We start from the raw sequence: 22,592 nt of genomic DNA, 5'->3' as shown, positions 1-22,592 counted from the left end.
CCAGATCCGCGTCCCCGGAGGTGCACCGTGCCCGAGCTGCCCGAAGTCGAAGTCGTGCGGCGGGGGCTGGAGCGCTGGGTGGCCGGGCGGACGATCGAGGCCGTCGAGGTCCTGCACCCGCGGGCCGTGCGCCGCCACCCGGGCGGCGCGGCCGACTTCGCGGACCGGCTGCGCGGGGAGACCCTCGGAGTGCCGCAGCGGCGCGGGAAGTACCTGTGGCTGCCGCTGGAGGGGCGGGACCTGTCCGTGCTCGGGCACCTCGGGATGAGCGGGCAGCTGCTGGTGCAGCCGCAGGACGCCCCCGACGAGAAGCACCTGCGGATCCGCGTGCGGTTCACCGATTCCGACGGCGGCTCGGCCGCGGGTGCGGCCGGGACGGAGCTGCGCTTCGTGGACCAGCGGACCTTCGGCGGGCTCTCGCTGCACGACAACACGGCCGACGGGCTGCCGGACGTCATCGCGCACATCGCCCGGGACCCGCTCGACCCGCTCTTCGACGAGGGGGCGTACCACCTCGCGCTGCGCGCCAAGCGGACCACCGTCAAGCGGGCGCTGCTGGACCAGTCCCTGATCAGCGGGGTCGGCAACATCTACGCCGACGAGGCGCTGTGGCGCGCCAGACTGCACTACGAGCGACCCACCGCCAACCTCACGCGCCCCCGGAGTACCGAACTCCTCGGCCACGTCCGGGACGTCATGAACGCCGCTCTCGCGGTAGGCGGCACCAGCTTCGACAGCCTGTACGTCAACGTCAACGGCGAGTCGGGCTACTTCGACCGCTCGCTCGACGCCTACGGGCGCGAGGACGAGCCGTGCCGGCGCTGCGGCACCCCGATGCGCCGCCGCCCGTGGATGAACCGGTCGAGCTACTTCTGCCCGCGCTGTCAGAGGCCGCCGCGCGTGGTGTCGTAGGCCTCGCGGGCGCTGAGCACCGCGGGCATGTTGCCCTCGAGGCAGTGGATGAGCGCGAGCAGCCGCTCCGCGACCTCCCTGCCGAGCGGGGTCAGCTCGTAGTCGACGCGCGGCGGGTTCGTGGGCTGGGCCTCGCGGTTGACTATGCCGTCGCGCTCCAGTGCGTGGAGGGTCTGCGAGAGCATCTTCTCGCTGACGCCCTCCACCCGGCGGCGCAGTTCGTTGAAGCGGCAGGGGCCTTCGCGCAGGGCGCCCACGGTGAGGCTGCCCCAGCGGCCGGTGACGTGTTCCAGCGTCTCGCGGGACGGGCAGGCACGCGCGAAGACGTCGAACGGTTGCTCGGTCCCGGCGGCTTCGGTTCGGACAGGGGTCTCCATAGGAAGAGCGTACTCCTCCGCAGCGCTAACTAGAGGGTTGCGCTTTCCAAAAGTTAGTGCTTCTCTGGGTGTCGTCACAGTCCTGCTCCCACCGCACCGCGCTCGGCGCGACGGGGGAGTTTCCTGAGGGAGAGCACCTTGTCCGGTATCGCGCACACCCCCGTCGTCTCGATCGCCTACCACTCCGGCTACGGCCACACCGCCGTGATCGCCGAGGCGGTGCGCAGTGGCGCCGCCGACGCGGGCGCGACCGTCCACCTGATCAAGGTCGACGAGATCGACGACGCGCAGTGGGAGCTGCTCGACGCGTCCGACGCGATCGTCTTCGGCTCCCCGACCTACATGGGCACCGCCTCCGGCGCCTTCCACGTCTTCGCGGAGGCCACCTCGAAGCGCTGGTTCGGCGACGTGTGGCAGGACAAGGTCGCCGCCGGCTTCACGAACTCCGCGTCCAAGAGCGGCGACAAGCTGCACACCCTGCAGTTCTTCCAGATCCTCGCCGCCCAGCACGGCATGAGCTGGGTCAACCTGGGTCTGAAGCCGGGCTGGAACAGCAGCACCGCCTCGGAGAACGACCTCAACCGCCTCGGCGTCTTCGCCGGCGCCGCCGCCCAGAGCAACTCGGACGAGGGTGCGGACGCCGTCCACAAGGCCGACATCGCGACCGCCGAGCACCTGGGCCGCCGCGTCGCCGAGCAGACCCGCATCGTGATCGCGGGCCGCGCGGCCCTGGCCGCCGTCGGGGCCTGAGCCTTCTAGAAGCCGAAGTCCTGGGTCCACCACGGGCCGCCGTCCGCGAAGTGGGCGCCGACGCCCAGCGTGCGGAACTCGCAGTTGAGGATGTTCGCCTTGTGGCCCGGGCTGTTCATCCAGGCCCTCATCACGGCCTCGGCGTCACCCTGGCCGCGGGCGATGTTCTCGCCGCCGAGGCCGGCGATGCCGGCCTTCGCGGCGCGGTCCCACGGGCTGTTGCCGTCGGGGTCGTCATGGCTGAAGAAGCCCCGGGTCGCCATGTCCTTGCTGAAGGCTCCGGCCAGCGTCGCGAGCGGCGGGTTGGCCCGGACCGGACCGCACCCGGCCATCGCGCGCTCCTGGTTCACCAGGGCGACCACGGCGGCCTCCTCGGCCGAGTGACCGTCCAGGTCCGGCCGGGGCGCGGGGGTGGCCGGCTTCGAGGGCTCCGGGGCCGGCTTGGAAGGCGCCGGAACCGGCTTCTTCTCCGGGGCCTTGGTGGCGGGAGCGGGCTTGGCCGCGGGCGGGGTGCTCGGCGCGGCGGACGCGGCGGCGCTCGGCGAGGCGGCGGCGCTCGGCGAGGCGGAGGGGGAGGGTGAGGACGAAGGGGTCGGCGAGGCCGACGGGGAAGGTGAGGCCGAGGGGGTCTTGGACGGGGAACCGGAGGCGGTGCCCGTGCCGGCGCGGCCGGACAGGCTGGCGAGTCCGCCCGGCTGCTCGGCCGCGGAGTCCGCAGGGGGCGAGGCCTTGGCCTTGGCCGCGGGGGTGGCGTCCGTACCCGTACCGCTGACGCCCACATAGGGGAACGAGGCGCCGACCGGCACCACGCCGGTGGTCACGGCCGCCGTACCGAGGGCCACGGCCACCGATACGGCCAGCAGGCTGGTGCGCAGGACGGTGCCGCGCTTGCCGCCGCCGCGCGGCGCGGCGTTGAGTCGGTGGCGTCCCATCGCTTCGTTCCTTCCTTGCCGGATCAAGATCGTCCCTTACTCACCCAAATGGGTGAGTTCATTGCTGCGCGACTGTACGCCATGGGGCCAAGGGGCGATGTGTCCGGAAAGTGATCGCCCGGTTAGCGTTCACGCATGAACGAAGATGTCCGTCTGACCGCCTGGGTGCGCGGCCGTGTGCAGGGAGTGGGCTTCCGCTGGTTCACCAGGGAGAACGCCTTGGAGATCGGGGGCGTCGTCGGCTTCGCGCTCAACCTCGACGACGGGCGGGTACAGGTGGTCGCCGAAGGTCAACGTGAGAATTGCCACCGGCTGCTCGACTGGCTGCGCTCCGCCGACACGCCCGGCAGGGTGGACGGAGTGACAGAGATCTGGGGCACACCGCGCGGTGGCTACGACGGATTCGGGATGCGGTGATCGATCGACTGATCATGAACTCATCACACCTCTGATCGTCCGCACACGGTCGGAACTGCGCGTTCGTCGCCCACGCGTTGCCGAGGGGGGAGAACCGTGGAAGGCTCGGAGATGAGGATGATCTCCACGTGCCCAGCCGGGGCCGGAACGCCCACCGATACGGGGTGTGATCGTGTTGACCGTCAAACATTTTGGTGAGACGCTGGAAGCCCCCCGCACCTGAGCTGTTTGGCAGTGTTGGCAGTAGTAAGCGCAGTGACTGTCAGTCGCTGCCGGACATCCGCGGGTGCGATTCCCTCACGACCCACACCGCTTCGGTCGGTCACTCAGTGTGGAGGACCATCCATCATGGCAAAGGCGCTTCTCGGTTACGTCGGCGGTTCCGATCCGCGACTCCTCGCCGAGATGCGACGGCTTCAGCAGCGCGTCCAGGACCTCGAGTCCGAGCTCGTACGGATTCAGTCCGAAAATGACGCGCTGAACGCGGCCGCCGCTCAGCACGACGGAGACTCGCTGCTGGACCGCATCGACATCGACGTACCCCAGGCGGAGCCTGCGCTCACCTGATCCGCGCTACTCGTCGCTCGACTCCAGCCCCGTCAGATCTGCAAGGGACGCTTCGGCGTCCCTTCTTTCTTTCTTCGGCCCTTCCCCCGCCCCCCTCTGAGCCCCTCCCGCCATGACCTCCGCACCGCGGACCAGAGGGCCAGGTGGGGGGCGTGATGCCTTTAGCGTCAGTGGTGCCCTGCACCTTCATGGGTGAAACCGAACGTGAAAGGTAGAGTCCGGCGGCGTGCACCTCAAGTCCCTGACCCTGCGTGGCTTCAAGTCCTTCGCCTCCGCCACCACCCTGCGCTTCGAACCCGGCATCACGTGCGTCGTGGGTCCGAACGGCTCGGGCAAGTCCAATGTGGTGGACGCGCTGTCCTGGGTCATGGGGGAGCAGGGGGCCAAGTCCCTGCGCGGCGGGAAGATGGAGGACGTCATCTTCGCCGGGACCACCGGCCGGCCGCCGCTCGGGCGCGCCGAGGTGTCCCTGACGATCGACAACTCCGACGGCGCGCTGCCCATCGACTACGCCGAAGTCACCATCACCCGGATCATGTTCCGCGGCGGCAGCAGCGAGTACCAGATCAACGGTGACACCTGCCGCCTGCTGGACATCCAGGAGCTGCTCTCCGACTCCGGCATCGGCCGAGAGATGCACGTCATCGTCGGCCAGGGCCAGCTGGACTCCGTCCTGCACGCCGACCCCATGGGCCGCCGCGCCTTCATCGAGGAGGCGGCGGGCGTACTGAAGCACCGCAAGCGCAAGGAGAAGGCGCTGCGCAAGCTCGACGCGATGCAGGCCAATCTCGCGCGCGTGCAGGACCTCAACGACGAGCTGCGCCGGCAGCTCAAACCCCTGGGCCGGCAGGCCGCGGTCGCCCGGCGGGCCGCCGTGATCCAGGCGGACCTGCGCGACGCGCGGCTGCGGCTGCTCGCCGACGACCTGGTCACGCTGCGGCGGGCGCTGGACGCGGAGATCGCCGACGAGGCGGCCCTCAAGGAGCGCAAGGAGGCCGCCGAGGCCCAGCTGGCGCTCGCGCTGCGGCGCGAGGCCGAGCTGGAGGAGGCGGTACGGGAGCTCGCGCCGCGGCTGCAGCGGGCCCAGCAGACCTGGTACGAGCTGTCACAGCTCGCCGAACGGGTCAGGGGCACCGCGTCCCTGGCGGACGCGCGGGTCAAGAGCGCGACGGCCCCGGTGGAGGACGAGCGCAGGGGCCGCGACCCGGAGGACCTGGAACGGGAGGCCGCACGGATCCGCGAGCAGGAGGCGGAACTGGCGGCGGCGCTGGAGGCGGCCTCGCGGGCACTGGAGGACACCGCCGAGCACCGGGCCGAGCTGGAGCGGGCGCTGGCCGAGGAGGAGCGGCGGCTGCGGGACGCCGCGAGAGCCATCGCCGACCGGCGCGAGGGGCTGGCCCGGCTGACGGGGCGGCTCGGCGCGGCCCGCTCCCGCGCGGGGGCGGCGCAGGCGGAGATCGACCGCCTCGTCGCGGCGCGGGACGGGGCGCAGTCCCGGGCCGCCGCGGCGCAGGCGGAGTACGAGGCACTGGCGGAGGAGGTCGGCGGGCTCGACGAGCCGTCGGCGGACACGGACCACGAGGCGGCGCGGGCGGAGCTGGCGGAGGCCGAGGCGGGCCTGTCCGCCGCGCGCGACGCGCTGTCGGCGGCGGAACGCTCACGGGCGGCGGTGTCGGCGCGCCGGGACGCGCTGGCGATGGGACTGCGCCGCAAGGACGGTACGGGGGCGCTGCTCGCGGCCCGGGAGAAGCTGGCCGGGCTGCTCGGGCCGGCGGCGGAGCGGCTGACGGTGACGCCGGGCTGTGAAGCCGCCGTGGCCGCTGCGCTGGGCTCGGCGGCGGATGCGCTGGCGGTGTCCTCCCCGGGTGCGGCGGCCGAGGCGATCCGTCACCTCCGCGCCACGGACGCGGGCCGCGCCACCCTCCTGATCACCCCGCCCGCCCCGACCGCACCCCCGTCCGTCCCGCCCCAGACGGCCGACCTCGCGGGTCTGTCGGCCGTATCGGACCAGACGGCCGACCTCGCGGGTCTGGCAGCCGTCCGGGGCCGGGCCGCCGACCCGGCGGGGCTGTCGGGGGCGCCGGGGCCGGGATCGGCTTCCGCCGCGGAGCCGGGCGCCCAGCTGCCCGGGCAGGCTCCGGCCGGGGGAGGCGTCCCCCACCCCGCCCCTTCCCGAGACCGGGCCCTGCCCGGACCCGCTCCTCATACGCCGGACGGGCTGCAGAACCCAGCCCCGCCGGCGATTGACGCGCCGGGTGCGGTGCGGAGCCCCGGGGGCTGGGCCGCGGGCGAGGGGGTGCCCGCGGCGCGGCTGGTCGACGGGGACGACGAGGCGCGGCGGGCGGCCGCCTGGGTACTGCGCGACCACGTCGTCGTCGGCACGCTCGACGCCGCCGAGGCCCTCGTCGCGGCGCGACCCGACGCGGTGGCCGTGACCCTCGACGGAGACGTGCTCGGGGCGCACCTCGCGCACGGCGGCTCCGCCGGGGCGCCCAGCCTGATCGAGGTCCAGGCCGCCGTCGACGAGGCCGCGGCGGAGCTGACCGAGCTGGAGGAGCGCTGCGCGGAACTGGCCGCGGCCCAGACGGCCGCCCAGTCCCGCCGCCGGGACGCGGCCGCCCTGGTCGACGAGCTCGCCGAGCGCCGCCGCGCCGCGGAGCAGGCCCGCGCCGGGGTCGCGCAGCAGCTCGGGCGCCTCGCCGGGCAGGCGAAGGGGGCCGCCGGCGAGGCCGAGCGCAGCGCCGCCGCGGCGGCCAAGGCCCAGGACGCGCTGGAGCAGGCGCTGGCCGACGTCGAGGAGTGCGCGGAAAGGCTCGCGACGGCCGAGGAACTGCCGGTGGAGGAGGAGCCGGACAGCTCCCGCCGGGACCGGCTCGCGGCCGACGGGGCCAACGCCCGGCAGACCGAGATGGAGGCCAGGCTGCAGCTGCGGACCCACGAGGAGCGGGTCAGGGGACTGGCCGGCCGGGCCGACTCCCTCGACCGCGCGGCCCGGGCGGAACGCGAGGCCCGGACCCGCGCCGAGCGGCGCCGGGCGCGGCTTCGGCACGAGGCGGAAGTGGCCCGGGCGGTGGCCGACGGCTCCCGGCAGCTCCTCGCGCACGTGGAGGTCTCGCTGCGGCGGGCCGACGAGGAGCGCGGCGCGGCCGAACGGGCGAAGGGCCTGCGCGAGCGGGAGCTCGGCGAGGCGCGCAACCGCGGCCGGGAACTGAAGGGGGAGCTCGACAAGCTCACCGACTCCGTCCACCGGGGCGAGGTGCTCGGCGCCGAGCAGCGGCTGCGCATCGAGGCGGTGGAGGCGAGGGCGCTGGAGGAGTTCGGCATGGAGTCCGCCGGGCTCGTCGCCGAGTACGGCCCCGACCAGCCGGTGCCGCCGTCCCCGCCCGCCGAGGGCGAGGAGCTGCCCGAGGACCCGGAGCACCCGCGCAACCGGCCCGGCCCGTTCGTCCGCGCCCAGCAGGAGAAGCGGCTCAGGGCGGCCGAACGCGCCTACCAGCAGCTCGGCAAGGTCAATCCGCTCGCGCTGGAGGAGTTCGCCGCGCTGGAGGAGCGCCACCAGTTCCTCAGCGAGCAGCTGGAGGACCTCCGCAAGACGCGAGCCGATCTCCTTCAAGTGGTGAAGGAGGTCGACGAGCGTGTCGAGCAGGTGTTCACCGAGGCCTACCGGGACACGGCCCGGGAGTTCGAGGGGGTGTTCTCGCGGCTGTTCCCCGGCGGCGAGGGCCGGCTGATCCTGACCGACCCCGACAACATGCTGGCCACCGGCGTCGACGTCGAGGCCCGCCCGCCGGGCAAGAAGGTCAAGCGGCTGTCGCTGCTCTCCGGCGGCGAGCGCTCGCTGACCGCCGTTGCCCTGCTGGTGTCCATCTTCAAGGCGCGCCCCAGCCCGTTCTACGTGATGGACGAGGTCGAGGCCGCGCTCGACGACACCAACCTGCAGAGGCTGATCCGGATCATGGAGGAGCTCCAGGAGAGCTCGCAGCTGATCGTGATCACGCACCAGAAGCGGACGATGGAGGTCGCGGACGCCCTGTACGGCGTCTCGATGCAGGGAGACGGGGTCTCCAAGGTCATCAGTCAGCGTCTGCGCTGACCCGTTCACTTCAGGAAGTGAACGCTGTGGCTCTCTTCACTCAGGCTTGGCGGTTTTTCGTCGGCTATTGACTTCAGAAAGTGAAGCCATAAGCTCTGCTTGCCGTGTCCGACGTTCAGGTGGTGGTGAGCAGTTTGCTGTGCGCCACTGGAGGAACACGCGTACCGACGTACACCCCCACACCGCCCGCCGTCGGCGTCGGGCCCAGGAGCACACCTTGACCAGCACAGCGAACGCACCCGCGTCCGGCAGTGGCCGGGAGGCACGCCCCGACCACCTCGGGCGCGTCGTCTTCATCGCCGCGGCCGCGGCGATGGGCGGTTTCCTCTTCGGCTACGACAGCTCCGTCATCAACGGCGCGGTCGTCGCCATCCGCGAACGGTTCGACGTCGGGTCCGCGGCGCTCGCCCAGGTGATCGCCGCCGCCCTGATCGGCTGCGCGCTCGGCGCCGCCACCGCCGGCCGCATCGCTGACCGGATCGGCCGAATCCGCTGCATGCAGATCGCCGCCCTCCTCTTCACCGCGAGCGCCATCGGTTCGGCCCTCCCCTTCGCCCTGTGGGACCTGGCCATGTGGCGCGTCATCGGCGGCTTCGGCATCGGCATGGCCTCCGTCATCGGCCCCGCCTACATCGCCGAGGTCTCCCCGGCCGCCTACCGCGGCCGTCTCGCCTCCTTCCAGCAGGCCGCCATCGTCACCGGCATCGCCGTCTCCCAGCTCGTCAACTGGGGCATCCTCAACATCGCCGACGGCGACCAGCGCGGCGAGGTCGCCGGCCTGGAGGCCTGGCAGTGGATGCTCGGCATCATGGTCATCCCGGCCGTGATCTACGGGCTGATGTCCTTCGTCATCCCGGAGTCCCCCCGCTACCTGATCTCCGTCGGGCGCACCGAGCAGGCCAAGAAGGTGCTGCGCGAGGTCGAGGGCTCGAAGATCGACATCGACGCCCGCGCCGCCGAGATCGACCGGGCCATGCGCTCCGAGCAGAAGTCCACCTTCAAGGACCTGCTCGGCGGCCGCTTCGGCTTCCTGCCGATCGTCTGGATCGGCATCGGGCTCTCCGTCTTCCAGCAGCTCGTCGGCATCAACGTGATCTTCTACTACAGCTCCTCGCTGTGGCAGTCCGTCGGCATCGACCCGTCCAGCTCGTTCTTCTACTCCTTCACCACGTCGATCATCAACATCATCGGCACGGTGATCGCGATGGTCCTCGTCGACCGGCTGGGTCGCAAGCCGCTCGCCCTCATCGGTTCCGCGGGCATGGCGATCTCCCTCGGCGTCTGCGCGTGGGCGTTCTCGTACAAGGAGGGCAGCGGCGACAACATCACCATCCCCGACACCCAGGGCACGATCGCGCTGATCGCCGCGCACTCCTTCGTGCTCTTCTTCGCCCTCTCCTGGGGCGTGGTGGTCTGGGTGCTGCTCGGCGAGATGTTCCCGAACCGGATCCGGGCCGCGGCGCTCGGTGTCGCCGCGGCGGCCCAGTGGATCGCCAACTGGGTCATCACCGTCACGTTCCCGTCGCTCTCGGACTGGAACCTGTCCGGCGCGTACGTGATCTACACGTTCTTCGCCCTGCTCTCGATCCCGTTCATCCTCAAGTGGGTGCCGGAGACCAAGGGCAAGGCGCTGGAGGAGATGGGGTAACCATCCCCCGCCACCACCCCTCTCCTCGATACTGCCCCGGCTCAGTCCTTGAGCCGGGGCAGTACCCGTTCGCACAGCAGGTGCAGGCTGCGCCAGCCCTCGTCGAGCGGCATCCCGCCGCACAGCGGGTGCAGGACCAGGTTCCCCGCCTCGCCCGCGCCCCGGGCGTACGCGACGGCCTCGTCCGGGGTGAGGATCCGGTACACGCCCTCCGCGCGCAGCTCCGCCACCGAGCGCGCGGCCGACCGTACGGCGCTGCGGATGTCCTTGTTCTGCCAGGAGGCGTACATCCCGGCCTCGTGCAGGAAGCGCTCGCCGTGCTCCGCCCAGACCCGGTCCGGGTCCTCCGCGATGTGCAGCAGCGGGGTCTCGGCCGCCGGCATCATGCAGAAGCCCTCCGTGCCGTAGTCGGCGAGCTTCGCGTGGTAGTACGCCTCCAGCTCCGGCAGGTGCGCGCTGGGGAAGAACGGCAGCCCCAGCCGGGCCGCGCGGCGGGCCGCCGCCTCGGAGCTGCCGCCGACCAGCAGCAGCGGGTGCGGCCGCGTGAACGGCGCCGGGGTGACCCGTACCGTGCGGCCGCGGAACTCGAAGGGCTCGCCGGTCCACGCCTTCAGCAGGGTCTCCAGCAGCTCGTCCTGGAGCCTGCCGCGCCGGCCCCACTCCACGCCGTGCTGCTCGTACTCCGCGGGCCGGTAGCCGATGCCCGCGACCGTCACCAGGCGGCCACCGCTCAGCAGGTCCAGGACGGCGATGTCCTCGGCCACCTTCAGCGGGTCGTACAGCGGCCCGATGATCGCCGAGACGGTGACGGCGATCCGGCGGGTGGCGCCGAAGACGGCGCCCGCGAAGGCGAAGGGGGAGGGCAGCCAGTTGTTGTCGGTGCCGTGGTGCTCCTCGGTCTGGATGGTGTCGACCCCGCGGTCGTCCGCGTACCGGGCCATCTCCAGGGCCGCCTTGTAGCGGGCGGAAAGGGACTCGGGGGTGCCGTTCGGGTCGACGAGATTGAACCGGGCCACGGTGATGGGCATGGAGGGGTCCCCCTTCGCCGGATGTGGGTGGGCGGGCGAAGGGGGACGTTAGCTGACGCAGCGTCAGTTGGACAGGGATCCGGCGAGCACGGGCTCCTCCGCCACGGACGTCCCGGGCTCCGGCTCCTCGGGAACCGCGCGCGGCAGGACGGCGTACAGCACGCCCGAGGTCACGATGCCGGCCACCCAGCCGAGGCCGTTGCGTCCGATCCAGGTGGTCGCGAGCGGCCCGCTGAACCAGTCCACCGAGGTGAACAGCAGCCCGACCACCAGGGCCAGGGCCCACGCGGTCATGGCCTGCCAGGCGAAACCGCCCTTGTACCAGTAGGCGCTGGTCCGCGTGGTGTCCAGCAGCGCGGCCCCGTCGTAGGTCCGCCGCCGCAGCATGTCCACGCCGAAGACGCCGATCCACGCCGAGAAGGCCACGGCCAGCAGCGTCAGGAAGGAGATGAAGGAGCCGAAGAAGCTCGTCGCGACCACCATCAGCAGGAAGCCGAAGACCAGGCTGATGACCGCGTTGACGCTGACCGCCCACGCGCGCGGGACCCTGATGCCGAGGGTCTGCGCGGTGAAGCCGGCCGAGTACATGGACATCGAGTTGATCAGCAGCATCCCGACGAGCGCGACGAGCAGGTACGGGACCGCGATCCAGGTCGGGAGCAGCTCGCCGATGAAGGACACCGGGTCCTGGGCGGTGGCCAGGTCCGGGGTGCCGACGGCCATGACCGCGCCCATCAGGACCATCGGGAGGACGACGACGCCGGCGCCGCCGATCGTCGCGCCCACCAGCCCCTTGGAGGAGGCGGTGCGGGGCAGGTAGCGGGTGAAGTCGGGGCCCGAGGGCACCCAGCTGATGCCGCCCGCCGCGAGGGTGCCGATGCCCGCGATCATCATCGCGGTGGAGCCGGCCGGCTTGCCGAGGACGGCGGACCAGTCGGTCGTGAACAGCAGGTACCCGAGGACGAGCACGCTGAAGGCGCCGAAGAGGTACGTCGACCAGGTGGAGCAGACGCGCAGCGCCTTGATGCCGAGACCCGAGACCACGAAGGTGCAGCCCACGAAGAACAGCAGGGTGACGACGACGAGCGGGGTGCTGCTCCTGATCCCGAAGAGCAGGTCGAGCACGGTCAATACGGCGTAGGCGCCGCTCACCGCGTTGATCGTCTCCCAGCCCCACCGGGCCACCCAGATCAGGGCGCCGGGGAAGAGGTTGCCGCGCTGCCCGAACACGGCCCGCGAGAGGGCCATGCCGGGGGCGCCGCCGCGCTTTCCGGCGATCGATATCAGGCCGACCATCCCGTACGAGACGACCGGCGCGGCGACCGCTACGACGAGCACCTGCCAGATGTTGAGCTTGTTGAGGATCACCAGACCCGCGCCCATGGTCAGCAGCAGCACGCTGATGTTGGCGGCGACCCAGGTGGGGACGAGATCGCGGACCCGGCCGCCGCGCTCGCCGTCCGGGACGGGCTCCAGCCCGCGGGTCTCCATCGCGGTTTCGGTTCCGCCGTCGGCGGGCTCGGCGGGCTCGGCAGGCATGCGGCTGCTCCGTGGGGGAGGGACGAGGGGAAGTCGCCCATCATCGTAGATGTGCCGCTAAAACAACAAACAGGGGCTTACGTCCCGGTTGACTGCCCGGGGTCCGGGCTCCGGGCCGCCCGTGGCCGATACTGGTGAGGTTATGGACATCCTCATCCTTGCTGTAGTCATCGCCCTGGTCGCGGTCGGCGCGATCAGCGGGCTCGTGGTCAGCAGCCGCAAGAAGAAGCAGCTGCCCCCGGCACCGCCCAGCTCGCCGACCATCACTGCCCCGCCTGCCGAACCGCAGGTGGGGGAGGACGCCGTAGAGACGGCGGAAGAGCCGCGCCGCACGATCGAGGAGGTCGGACTCCCGCAGGCGGAGGTCGAGGCCCCGGTCGAGGCGCCGGCCGCCGAGCCCGAGGCCCCGGCCGCGCCCGCGATCGAGGTGCCCGAGCCCACCGCCGGCCGCCTGGTCCGGCTGCGCGCCCGCCTCGCCCGGTCGCAGAACTCCCTCGGCAAGGGGCTGCTCACGCTGCTCTCGCGGGAGCACCTCGACGAGGACACCTGGGAGGAGATCGAGGAGACCCTCCTCGTCGCCGACGTCGGCGTCGTGCCCACCCAGGAGCTCGTCGACCGGCTCCGCGAGCGGGTCAAGGTGCTCGGCACCCGGACCCCGGCGGACCTGCGCGCCCTGCTCAAGGAGGAGCTGCTGACCCTGGTCGGCACCGACTTGGACCGCGTCGTGAAGACGGAGAGCGGCCTGGACACGCCCGGCGTGATCATGGTCGTCGGCGTCAACGGCACCGGCAAGACCACCACCACCGGCAAGCTCGCCCGGGTGCTCGTCGCCGACGGCCGCAGCGTGGTGCTCGGCGCGGCCGACACCTTCCGCGCCGCCGCCGCCGACCAGCTGCAGACCTGGGGCGAGCGCGTCGGCGCCCGTACCGTACGCGGCCCCGAGGGCGGCGACCCGGCCTCGATCGCCTACGACGCGGTCAAGGAGGGCATCGCCGAGGGCGCCGACGTGGTGCTCATCGACACCGCCGGCCGCCTGCACACCAAGACCGGCCTCATGGACGAGCTCGGCAAGGTCAAGCGCGTCGTCGAGAAGCACGGCCCGCTGGACGAGATCCTGCTGGTCCTCGACGCCACCACGGGGCAGAACGGCCTGACCCAGGCCCGCGTCTTCGCCGAGGTCGTGGACATCACCGGCATCGTGCTGACCAAGCTCGACGGCACCGCCAAGGGCGGCATCGTCGTCGCCGTCCAGCGGGAACTGGGCGTCCCGGTCAAGCTCATCGGACTCGGCGAGGGCGCCGACGACCTGGCCCCCTTCGAGCCGGAGGCGTTCGTCGACGCCCTCATCGGAGACTGAGCGCGCTCTCCCCACACCACGGCTGCCCCCGCGTTCCGGCCGGAACGCGGGGGCACCGTCGCGTACGGGGCGCGGGCGCGGGCGTGGCTACGGGCGCGAGCGGTGGCTGATGTAGGCGAGGGTGCCCAGCAGCAGCCGGGCCTGCGGCGGGCCCCCGGCGCAGTCCAGCGCGGGCGGCCGCAGCCAGCCGACCTGGCCGAGCCCGGCCCGGTCCGAGGGCGGGGCCGTCACGTAGGCCCCGAGACCGAGGGCCCGCAGGTCGAGGTCGGCGTCGTCCCAGCCCATCCGGTACAGCAGCTGGGGCAGCTCGGCCGCCGCCCCCGGGGCCACGAAGAACTGCGCCCGGCCGTCCGCGGTCACGATCACCGGGCCCAGCGGCAGCCCCATCCGCTCCAGCCGCACCAGTGCCCGCCGCCCGGCCTCCTCACAGACCTCGATGACGTCGAAGGCGCGGCCCACGGGGAGCAGCACCGCGGCGCCCGGGTAGTCGCCCCAGGCCTCGGTGACCTCGTCGAGGGTGGCCCCGGCCTTGACCGTGGGTGCGAAGGGGAGCGGATGCGCCCCGGGGGAGACGCACTGCGCGTCCCCGCAGGAACAGTCGCGGGCGGGCGCCGCGGCGCGGGCGCCGGGGACCACGTCCCAGCCCCACAGCCCGGTGTACTCCGCCACCGCCGTGCACTCCGAGGTCCGGCCCCGGCGCCGGGTGCCGGAACGGAACTCCCTGGTGCCGCGGCTGCCGCCGATCGTGAAGCCCATGCCCATGCCCCCTCCAACGGGTCGGACGCGCCGGTGGTTACGACGCCGGTGACGACGACGCCGGCCACGCGGACCGCCGTCCGCCACGGGGTGCCCTCCAGGGCTGCCCGGCGCACTCCTCGCCGCGCGCGCCCCTGGCGCACTCCAGTCCAACCGAGCCGTTTCACCTCGGTGTCAAGTGAATCGCGCCTGGCCGGTGGCGAGTTCATTCGAAGGGGTGGCGAATGGTGGCGTTTCTGGAATCGACCTCGCGGCAGGGGTGATCGTAGGATTACTTTCGGTACACGAACCCCAAAGGCAGGCCCGTCCGTGGGTATGCCGGAGGCAATGTGTGAAGGACCTGTGAAGGTCCGTGGCGGCGCCCTGCGCCCCGGCCAGGGTTTCGTGTGGAAGAGGTTGAGCGGATGGGGGCGTTCCAGTGAGCGGCAACGGCGCAAGCGGAACGATCGAGGACGCTGCTGCGCGCAACGACCAGCTGACCTCGTGGTTCGTCCGCAGCGGCTGGTCCAAGGGCGAACTCGCCCGGCAGGTCAACCGCCGGGCCCGTCAGATGGGCGCCCACCACATCAGCACGGACACCTCCCGGGTGCGCCGCTGGCTGGACGGCGAACAGCCCCGCGAGCCCGTCCCGCGGATCCTGTCCGAGCTGTTCTCCGAGCGCTTCGGCTCCGTCGTCGCCATCGAGCAGCTCGGCCTGCGCACCGCCCACCAGACCCCCTCCGTCTCCGGGGTCGACCTGCCCTGGGCCGGCCCGCAGACCGTCGAGCTGCTCGGCGAGTTCTCCCGCAGCGACCTCATGCTGGCCCGCCGCGGCTTCCTCGGGACCTCGCTCGCCCTCTCCGCCGGCCCCGCCCTCATCGAGCCCATGCAGCGCTGGCTCGTACCGGTCCCGGCCGCCGACCCGGGACCGCGCACGGCGGCGCCGACGGGGGCCCTCGGCGGCCACCGCCCGCCCCGGCTCTCCGAACCGGAACTCGACCTCCTCGACGCCACCACCGTCATGTTCCGCCAGTGGGACGCCCAGTGCGGGGGCGGGCTGCGCCGCAAGGCCGTCGTCGGCCAGCTCCACGAGGTCACCGACCTGCTCCAGGAGAACCACCCCGCCCCGGTCATGAAGCGGCTCTTCAAGGTCGCCGCCGAGCTGGCCGAACTGGCCGGCTGGATGAGCTACGACATCGGCCTGCACCCCACCGCGCAGAAGTACTTCGTCCTCGCCCTGCACGCCGCCAAGGAGGCCGGCGACAAGCCGCTCGGCTCGTACATCCTCTCCGGCATGAGCCGCCAGATGATCCACCTGGGCCGCCCCGAGGACGCCCTCGAACTCGTCCACCTCGCGCAGTACGGCAGCCGCGACTGCGCCGGCCCGCGCACCCAGGCCATGCTGTATGCGATGGAGGCCCGCGCGTACGCCAACATGGGCCAGCCCAGCCGCTGCAAGCGGGCCGTGCGGATGGCCGAGGACACCTTCTCCGACGTCGCCTTCGGCGGCGAGCCCGAGCCCGACTGGATCCGCTTCTTCTCCGAGGCCGAGCTGAACGGCGAGAACTCCCACTCGTACCGGGACCTGGCTTACGTGGCCGGCCGCAGCCCCATGTACGCCTCCCTCGCGGAGCCCGTCATGGAGCGGGCCGTCGAGCTCTTCGAGAAGGACGAGGAGCACCAGCGCTCCTACGCCCTCAACCTCATCGGCATGGCCACCGTCCACCTGCTCCAGCGCGAGCCGGAGCAGGCCGCGGCCCTCGTGGACCGGGCCCTCGACGTGGCGGGAAAGGTGCGGTCCGAACGGGTGAACACGCGCCTGCGCAAGACCGTCGACAGCGCCGCCCGTGAGTACGGTGACGTGGCCGAGATCGTCCGGCTCACCGACCACCTCGCCTCCCGGCTCCCCGAAGCCGCGGAGGCCGTCTGACGGCCCCGGCGGCCGCCCCTCAGGCCCCGGCCGCGGCAGTCACCCCGTGAAGCCCGATCAGGCTCCCCCAGCCAGGACGTCCGGGTCACCGCCGCGGCCGGCCGCACCACCCGCACAGTTCATGGACGCGTAACACGCCCGACCTCTTCGTCATCGGCGCGAAACACCCAGCGGCGCCGCCGGAAACCGGCCTGCGCGAATCTCATGGCCAATAACCGGCCAGTTCCCAATGCCGCCGCTCAGGTTTTCACGATCGCCCGCACGCGAACGTACCGACGACGAGGAGACGCCGATGGCATCAGCCATCACGACCCTCGCGGCAGACGCCCCGACGCTGTCTGCCGCGAACACCGGGTTCATGCTCATCTGCTCCGCCCTGGTCATGCTGATGACCCCGGGACTCGCCTTCTTCTACGGAGGCATGGTCCGCGTCAAGAGCAGCCTCAACATGCTGATGATGAGCTTCATCAGCCTGGGGATCGTCACGATCCTCTGGGTGCTCTACGGCTTCAGCCTCGCCTTCGGCACCGACTCCGGCTCCCTCATCGGCTGGACCTCCGACTACGTGGGCCTCAGCGGCATCGGGATCACCGAGCTGTGGGACGGCTACACCATCCCGGTCTACGTCTTCGCCGTCTTCCAGCTGATGTTCGCCGTCATCACCCCGGCCCTGATCAGCGGCGCCCTCGCGGACCGCGTGAAGTTCAGCGCCTGGGCCCTGTTCACCGTCCTGTGGGTCACCGTCGTCTACTTCCCCGTCGCCCACTGGGTATGGGGCGCGGGCGGCTGGCTCTTCGAGCTCGGCGTCATCGACTTCGCGGGCGGCACGGCCGTCCACATCAACGCCGGCGCCGCCGCCCTCGGCGTGATCCTGGTCATCGGCAAGCGCGTCGGCTTCAAGAAGGACCCGATGCGCCCGCACAGCCTGCCCCTCGTGATGCTCGGCGCCGGTCTGCTCTGGTTCGGCTGGTTCGGCTTCAACGCGGGCTCCTGGCTCGGCAACGACGACGGCGTCGGCGCGGTCATGTTCGTGAACACCCAGGTCGCCACCGCCGCCGCCATGCTCGCCTGGCTCGGCTACGAGAAGCTGCGCCACGGCTCCTTCACCACCCTCGGCGCCGCCTCCGGCGCGGTCGCCGGCCTCGTCGCCATCACCCCCTCCGGCGGTGCGGTCAGCCCGCTCGGCGCCATCGCGGTCGGCGCCATCGCCGGTGTGCTCTGCGCCATGGCGGTCGGCCTCAAGTACAGGTTCGGCTACGACGACTCCCTCGACGTGGTCGGCGTCCACCTCGTCGGCGGTGTCGTCGGCTCCCTCCTCGTCGGCCTCTTCGCCACCGGCGGGGTCCAGTCCGACGTGGCGGGCCTCTTCTACGGCGGCGGCTTCGAACAGCTCGGCAAGCAGGCCATCGGGGTCTTCTCCGTCCTCGCCTACTCTCTGGTGGCGTCCGCGCTGCTCGCCTTCCTCCTCGACAAGACGATCGGGATGCGGGTCAGCGAGGACGTCGAGGTCGCCGGCATCGACCAGGCCGAGCACGCCGAGACCGCCTACGACTTCAGCGGAGCCGGTGGCGGCGCGGCCTCGCGCAGCACCGCCGCACCCACCCCCTCCGCCGCGAGCAAGAAGGTTGACGCATGAAGCTGATCACCGCGATCGTCAAGCCGCACAAGCTGGACGAGATCAAGGAAGCCCTCCAGACCTTCGGAGTGCAGGGCCTCACGGTCACCGAGGCCAGCGGCTACGGCCGCCAGCGCGGCCACACCGAGGTCTACCGCGGTGCCGAGTACCAGGTCGACCTCGTCCCCAAGATCCGCATCGAGGTGCTGGTCGACGACTCCGACGCCGAGGAACTGATCCGCGTCATCGTGAGCGCGGCGGCCACCGGCAAGATCGGTGACGGCAAGGTGTGGAGCGTCCCCGTGGACTCCGTCGTACGGGTCCGCACCGGCGAGCGCGGCGCTGACGCGCTCTAGGTGACGGGAGCTCCCGGGTGACGAGCGTCGAAGAGACCACGGACAACACGGCCGACTCGGGACCCAGCGGATACGCCGCGGCCCGGCTGCGACTCCTCCAGGAGGAGTCGCGGTCCGGGCCCTCGCGGCGTTCCGCCCTCGCCGGGCTGACCGACGACTGGCTGAACGCCCTGTTCACGACCGCCGTACGGGAGACCGGCGTCCGCGGCGCCACCCTGGTCGCCGTCGGCGGCTACGGGCGGGCCGAACTCTCCCCGCGCAGCGACCTCGACCTGGTGCTGCTGCACGACGGCAAGGCGGAACCGCGGGCGCTGAGCGCGCTGGCCGACCGCGTCTGGTATCCGGTGTGGGACCTCGGCCTCGCCCTCGACCACTCGGTGCGGACCCCCGGCGAGGCACGCAAAACCGCCGCCGAGGACCTCAAGGTCCAGCTCGGCCTGCTCGACGCCCGGACCGTCGCCGGCGACGCCGGACTCCTCGCCGGACTGCGGACCTCCGTCCTGGCCGACTGGCGCAACCAGGCCGCCAAACGGCTCCCGCAACTGCACGCCCTGTGCCGTGAGCGGGCCGAGCGCGCCGGAGAGCTCCGCTTCCTGCTCGAACCCGACCTCAAGGAGGCCCGCGGCGGGCTCCGCGACGTCACCGCGCTGCGGGCCGTCGCGGCCTCCTGGCTCGCCGACGCCCCGCGCGACGGCCTCGCCGAGGCCCGGCGGCGGCTCCTCAACGCGCGGGACGCCCTCCACCTGGTGACCGGCCGGGCCACCGACCGGCTCTCGCTCCAGGAACAGGACCAGGTCGCGGCGCAGCTCGGGCTGCTCGACGCGGACGCGCTGCTCCGCGAGGTGTACGAGGCCGCGCGGATCGTCGCGTACGCCGGTGACGTGACCTGGCGGGAGGTCGGGCGGGTGCTGCGGGCCCGCGCCGCCCGTCCTCGGCTGCGCGGTCTGCTGGGCGCCCGGGCCGCCGCGGCCGCCGCGCGGGCACCGCTGGCCGAGGGCGTGGTGGAGTCCGACGGGGAGGCCGTACTGGCCCTCGCGGCCCGCCCCGACCGCGATCCCGTCCTGCCGCTGCGGTTCGCGGCGGCCGCCGCGCAGGCGGGTCTTCCCGTATCGCTGCACGCCGTACGCAGGCTCGCGGCGCAGGCCAAACCGCTCCCGGTGCCCTGGCCGGCCGAGGCGCGCGAGCAGCTGGTGACCCTGCTCGGAGCGGGGGAACCCACGGTCGCCGTGTGGGAGGCGCTGGAGGCGGAAGGACTGATCACACGGCTGCTCCCGGACTGGGAGCGGGTGCGGTGCCGCCCGCAGCGCAACCCCGTCCACACCTGGACGGTCGACCGCCACCTCATCGAGACGGCGGTGCGGGCCGCGGCCCTCACCCGCCGGGTCGGCCGCCCCGACCTGCTGCTGATGGCGGCCCTCCTGCACGACATCGGCAAGGGCTGGCCGGGCGACCACTCGGTGGCCGGCGAGACGATCGCCCGTGACGTCGCCGCCCGCGTGGGCTTCGACGCGCAGGACACCGCCGTGCTGGGGGTGCTCGTACGGCACCACCTGCTGCTGATCGACACCGCGACCCGGCGCGACCTGGACGACCCGGCCACCGTCCGCTCGGTCGCCGAGGCCGTCGGGTCGGTGGGCACGCTGGAGATACTGCACGCCCTGACGGAGGCGGACGCCCTGGCCACCGGGCCCGCGGCGTGGAGCGCGTGGCGGGGCTCGCTGGTGGCCGACCTCGTCGCGCGGGTCGCTTCCGTGCTGCGCGGCACGGCCCCGGCGGTGCGGGAGGCGGAGATCCCGACCACGGAACAGGAACGCCTGGCGGTCGAGGCCCTGCGCACCCGGGAGCCGGTGCTCGCGCTCCACGTGCGGCAGGAGGAGGTGGACGCGGTCGGCGGGGAACTGGTCGTGGCCGTGCCCGACCAGCCCGGGGTCCTCCCGGCGGTCGCCGGGGTGCTGGCCCTGCACCGGCTCACCGTACGGGCGGCGGACCTGCGCTCCATGGAGCTCCCGGACCGGCTGGGCGAGGTCCTGGTGCTGCGGTGGCGGGTCGCGGCGGAGTACGGCGCGCTGCCCGAGGCCGCGCGGCTGCGCAGCGACCTCGTCCGGGCCCTGGACGGCTCGCTGGACGTCCCGGCGAAGCTGGCGGACCGCGAGGCGGCGTACCCGCGCCGGCGCGGGGTGGTCCCGCCGCCGCCGCGGGTCACGGTCATCCCGGAGGTCTCCTCGCTGGCCACGGTCCTGGAAGTGCGGGCCCCCGACGCGGTCGGCTTGCTCCACCGGATCGGGCGGGCACTGGAGTCCCAGGGCGTCCGGGTCCGCAGCGCGCACGTCTCCACACTGGGCGCCAACGCCGTGGACACCCTGTACGTCACCACGCCCGAGGGAAAACCCCTGGACCCCGCGGCCGCGACCGCCCTGGCGGGGCTGGTGGAGTCGGCGCTGACGTAAGCCCGGTGGGGGCCGCTGCGCGGTGCCGTTCCCCCTCGGCGGGGCCGGAGTTCCGGCCCCGCAGAGGGGGAATTTCAGCCCCTGCGGCGTCCGAGGAGCGGGGTACGGGGCGGAGCCGCCGTTCCCGAGCCGCGCGGGACGGGCGGCATCAGCCACATCCGGCCCCGCCGACGGCCCCGGCACGGCCCCGGCGGAGACCGGACAGGACCGCCGGGCCCACCACGTGGTACGGCCGGATACCCTGGGGGACGACCACAACGCCCCCGACCCGAGGAATCGCGACCACCGTGTTCGATACGCTCTCCGACCGCTTGGCGAATACCTTCAAGGGCCTGCGCGGCAAAGGCCGGCTGTCCGAGGCTGACATCGACTCCGCGGCCCGGGAAATCCGTATCGCCCTCCTCGAGGCCGACGTCGCCCTCCCGGTCGTCCGCTCCTTCATCGCGAACGTCAAGGAAAGGGCCCGCGGCGAGGAGGTCAGCAAGGCGCTGAACCCCGGCCAGCAGGTCCTGAAGATCGTCAACGACGAGCTCGTCACGATTCTCGGCGGCGAGACCCGGCGGCTGCGCTTCGCCAAGACCGCGCCCACCGTGATCATGTTGGCCGGTCTCCAGGGTGCCGGTAAGACCACCCTCGCCGGAAAGCTCGGCCTCTGGCTCAAGGGGCAGGGCCACACCCCGCTCCTCGTCGCCTGCGACCTCCAGCGTCCCAACGCCGTCAACCAGCTCTCCGTCGTCGCCGACCGCGCCGGCGTGGCCTTCTACGGCCCGCAGCCGGGCAACGGCGTCGGCGACCCGGTCCAGGTCGCCAAGGACTCCGTCGAGTACGCGCGGACCAAGCAGTACGACATCGTCATCGTCGACACCGCCGGCCGCCTCGGCATCGACCAGGAGCTGATGCAGCAGGCCGCGGACATCCGCGACGCCGTCAGCCCCGACGAGATCCTCTTCGTCGTCGACGCCATGATCGGTCAGGACGCGGTCAACACCGCCGAGGCCTTCCGCGACGGCGTCGGCTTCGACGGCGTCGTGCTCTCGAAGCTCGACGGCGACGCCCGCGGTGGTGCCGCGCTCTCCATCGCGCACGTCACCGGCAAGCAGATCATGTTCGCCTCGAACGGCGAGAAGCTCGACGAGTTCGACGCCTTCCACCCGGACCGCATGGCGGGCCGGATCCTCGACATGGGTGACATGCTCACCCTCATCGAGCAGGCCGAGAAGACCTTCTCGCAGGCCGAGGCCGAGAAGATGGCGGCCAAGCTCGCCAAGGGTCCCAAGGAGTTCACGCTCGACGACTTCCTGGCCCAGATGGAGCAGGTCCGCAAGATGGGCTCCATCTCCAAGCTGCTCGGCATGCTGCCCGGCATGGGTCAGATCAAGGACCAGATCAACAACATCGACGAGCGCGACGTGGACCGCACCGCCGCGATCATCAAGTCGATGACCCCGGCCGAGCGCCAGGACCCGACGATCATCAACGGCTCGCGCCGAGCCCGTATCGCCAAGGGTTCCGGCACCGAGGTCAGCGCCGTCAAGTCGCTCGTCGAGCGGTTCTTCGACGCCCGCAAGATGATGTCCCGCATGGCCCAGGGCGGCGGGATGCCGGGCATGCCCGGCATCCCCGGGATGGGCGGCGGCCCCGGCCGGCAGAAGAAGCAGGTCAAGCAGGCCAAGGGCAAGCGCAAGAGCGGCAACCCGATGAAGCGCAAGGAAGAGGAGGCCGCGGCAGCGGCCCGCCGCGAGCAGGGCCCGCAGGCGATCGAGCCCGCGGCCGGCGGCAGCCCCTTCGGCCTTCCCGCCGGCGGCGGCCAGCCGGGTCAGGACTTCGACCTTCCGGACGAGTTCAAGAAGTTCATGAAGTAGGACGCGCGCAGGCGCACAGCGGAGGGC

Annotated in this window: 17 protein-coding genes; 12 read left to right on the top strand and 5 right to left on the bottom strand. The window is 72.4% G+C overall.

What is annotated here, in order from left to right; all coding sequences use genetic code 11:
- Window positions 1–27 precede the first annotated feature (27 nt).
- Entirely contained in the window at window positions 28–912 is an 885-nt protein-coding gene (gene mutM, locus ACZ6JT_RS14510) for a bifunctional DNA-formamidopyrimidine glycosylase/DNA-(apurinic or apyrimidinic site) lyase (RefSeq protein ID WP_469209867.1), read from the top strand.
- Here mutM and ACZ6JT_RS14505 read toward each other — a convergent pair.
- Window positions 885–1,289 (bottom strand): winged helix-turn-helix transcriptional regulator, encoded by a 405-nt coding sequence (locus ACZ6JT_RS14505; RefSeq protein ID WP_469209866.1) that lies wholly within the window; start codon window positions 1,287–1,289, stop codon window positions 885–887. The two genes, mutM and ACZ6JT_RS14505, sit on opposite strands and share 28 nt — an antisense overlap.
- Window positions 1,290–1,436: 147 nt before the next feature.
- Here ACZ6JT_RS14505 and ACZ6JT_RS14500 point away from each other — a divergent pair, with 147 nt between their 5' ends.
- Entirely contained in the window at window positions 1,437–2,039 is a 603-nt protein-coding gene (locus ACZ6JT_RS14500; RefSeq protein WP_467947842.1) for a flavodoxin family protein, read from the top strand.
- A 5-nt stretch (window positions 2,040–2,044) separates the two neighbouring features.
- Here ACZ6JT_RS14500 and ACZ6JT_RS14495 read toward each other — a convergent pair whose 3' ends face one another.
- Window positions 2,045–2,971, bottom strand: coding sequence for a CAP domain-containing protein (locus ACZ6JT_RS14495; RefSeq protein ID WP_469209864.1), 927 nt, complete (start codon window positions 2,969–2,971; stop codon window positions 2,045–2,047).
- A gap of 135 nt (window positions 2,972–3,106) precedes the next feature.
- Here ACZ6JT_RS14495 and ACZ6JT_RS14490 point away from each other — a divergent pair, with 135 nt between their 5' ends.
- From ACZ6JT_RS14490 to ACZ6JT_RS14475, 4 genes are all read left to right on the top strand, one after another.
- Window positions 3,107–3,388, top strand: a complete 282-nt coding sequence (locus ACZ6JT_RS14490) for an acylphosphatase (protein ID WP_030708499.1) — start codon at window positions 3,107–3,109, stop codon at window positions 3,386–3,388.
- A 348-nt stretch (window positions 3,389–3,736) separates the two neighbouring features.
- Entirely contained in the window at window positions 3,737–3,955 is a 219-nt protein-coding gene (locus tag ACZ6JT_RS14485) for a hypothetical protein (RefSeq protein WP_030708500.1), read from the top strand.
- Window positions 3,956–4,181: 226 nt separating this feature from the next.
- Window positions 4,182–8,048 carry an AAA family ATPase gene (locus tag ACZ6JT_RS14480; RefSeq protein WP_469209862.1) on the top strand — a complete coding sequence of 1,289 codons (3,867 nt, stop codon included), beginning with the start codon at window positions 4,182–4,184 and terminating at the stop codon, window positions 8,046–8,048.
- A gap of 217 nt (window positions 8,049–8,265) precedes the next feature.
- Window positions 8,266–9,696: a sugar porter family MFS transporter gene (locus tag ACZ6JT_RS14475; RefSeq protein WP_469209860.1), complete on the top strand. Its 1,431-nt coding sequence runs from the start codon at window positions 8,266–8,268 to the stop codon at window positions 9,694–9,696.
- A 41-nt stretch (window positions 9,697–9,737) separates the two neighbouring features.
- Here the strand turns inward: ACZ6JT_RS14475 and ACZ6JT_RS14470 are convergent, their stop codons facing one another.
- On the bottom strand, window positions 9,738–10,724 hold the full coding sequence (locus tag ACZ6JT_RS14470; protein ID WP_469209858.1) for an LLM class flavin-dependent oxidoreductase: 987 nt from the start codon (window positions 10,722–10,724) through the stop codon (window positions 9,738–9,740).
- Between the two features lie 63 nt (window positions 10,725–10,787).
- Window positions 10,788–12,263, bottom strand: coding sequence for a cytosine permease (locus tag ACZ6JT_RS14465; protein WP_469209856.1), 1,476 nt, complete (start codon window positions 12,261–12,263; stop codon window positions 10,788–10,790).
- Window positions 12,264–12,405: 142 nt separating this feature from the next.
- On the opposite strand from ACZ6JT_RS14465, the gene ftsY reads away from it, so the two are divergent.
- The gene (gene ftsY / locus ACZ6JT_RS14460) at window positions 12,406–13,620 is read left to right on the top strand and encodes a signal recognition particle-docking protein FtsY (protein ID WP_469209854.1); all 1,215 of its coding nucleotides are present in this window, start codon (window positions 12,406–12,408) and stop codon (window positions 13,618–13,620) included.
- An 87-nt stretch (window positions 13,621–13,707) separates the two neighbouring features.
- Here ftsY and ACZ6JT_RS14455 read toward each other — a convergent pair whose 3' ends face one another.
- Window positions 13,708–14,376, bottom strand: a complete 669-nt coding sequence (locus ACZ6JT_RS14455; RefSeq protein WP_469209852.1) for a bifunctional DNA primase/polymerase — start codon at window positions 14,374–14,376, stop codon at window positions 13,708–13,710.
- Window positions 14,377–14,794: 418 nt separating this feature from the next.
- On the opposite strand from ACZ6JT_RS14455, the gene nsdA reads away from it, so the two are divergent.
- The 5 genes from nsdA (at window position 14,795) to ffh (ending at window position 22,565) form a co-directional block, all read left to right on the top strand.
- On the top strand, window positions 14,795–16,285 hold the full coding sequence (gene nsdA / locus ACZ6JT_RS14450; protein WP_469209850.1) for a transcriptional repressor NsdA: 1,491 nt from the start codon (window positions 14,795–14,797) through the stop codon (window positions 16,283–16,285).
- 292 nt (window positions 16,286–16,577) lie between these two features.
- Complete coding sequence (locus ACZ6JT_RS14445; RefSeq protein ID WP_469209848.1) at window positions 16,578–17,921, top strand: ammonium transporter; 1,344 nt, start codon at window positions 16,578–16,580, stop codon at window positions 17,919–17,921.
- Window positions 17,918–18,256 (top strand): P-II family nitrogen regulator, encoded by a 339-nt coding sequence (locus ACZ6JT_RS14440; protein WP_030708521.1) that lies wholly within the window; start codon window positions 17,918–17,920, stop codon window positions 18,254–18,256. Before ACZ6JT_RS14445 ends, ACZ6JT_RS14440 begins: the two co-directional genes overlap by 4 nt.
- A 17-nt stretch (window positions 18,257–18,273) precedes the next feature.
- Window positions 18,274–20,703 carry a [protein-PII] uridylyltransferase gene (locus tag ACZ6JT_RS14435; RefSeq protein WP_469209846.1) on the top strand — a complete coding sequence of 810 codons (2,430 nt, stop codon included), beginning with the start codon at window positions 18,274–18,276 and terminating at the stop codon, window positions 20,701–20,703.
- A gap of 287 nt (window positions 20,704–20,990) precedes the next feature.
- Window positions 20,991–22,565, top strand: a complete 1,575-nt coding sequence (gene ffh / locus ACZ6JT_RS14430; RefSeq protein WP_469209844.1) for a signal recognition particle protein — start codon at window positions 20,991–20,993, stop codon at window positions 22,563–22,565.
- Window positions 22,566–22,592 lie beyond the last annotated feature (27 nt).

It is taken from the genome of Streptomyces sp. NPDC046308, assembly GCF_055588065.1.
Note: the sequence above shows the minus strand (reverse complement) of the source record. Positions and strands in the feature narration are given on the sequence as shown.

Bases quoted from the DNA above. Each gene is read 5' to 3' on its own strand.
- ACZ6JT_RS14505 (WP_469209866.1), bottom strand. From the start codon at position 1,289: ATGGAGACCCCTGTCCGAACCGAAGCCGCCGGGACCGAGCAACCGTTC.
- ACZ6JT_RS14495 (WP_469209864.1), bottom strand. From the start codon at position 2,971: ATGGGACGCCACCGACTCAACGCCGCGCCGCGCGGCGGCGGCAAGCGC.
- ACZ6JT_RS14490 (WP_030708499.1), top strand. From the start codon at position 3,107: ATGAACGAAGATGTCCGTCTGACCGCCTGGGTGCGCGGCCGTGTGCAG.
- ACZ6JT_RS14485 (WP_030708500.1), top strand. From the start codon at position 3,737: ATGGCAAAGGCGCTTCTCGGTTACGTCGGCGGTTCCGATCCGCGACTC.
- ACZ6JT_RS14470 (WP_469209858.1), bottom strand. From the start codon at position 10,724: ATGCCCATCACCGTGGCCCGGTTCAATCTCGTCGACCCGAACGGCACC.
- ACZ6JT_RS14465 (WP_469209856.1), bottom strand. From the start codon at position 12,263: ATGCCTGCCGAGCCCGCCGAGCCCGCCGACGGCGGAACCGAAACCGCG.
- ftsY (WP_469209854.1), top strand. From the start codon at position 12,406: ATGGACATCCTCATCCTTGCTGTAGTCATCGCCCTGGTCGCGGTCGGC.
- ACZ6JT_RS14455 (WP_469209852.1), bottom strand. From the start codon at position 14,376: ATGGGCTTCACGATCGGCGGCAGCCGCGGCACCAGGGAGTTCCGTTCC.
- ACZ6JT_RS14445 (WP_469209848.1), top strand. From the start codon at position 16,578: ATGGCATCAGCCATCACGACCCTCGCGGCAGACGCCCCGACGCTGTCT.
- ACZ6JT_RS14440 (WP_030708521.1), top strand. From the start codon at position 17,918: ATGAAGCTGATCACCGCGATCGTCAAGCCGCACAAGCTGGACGAGATC.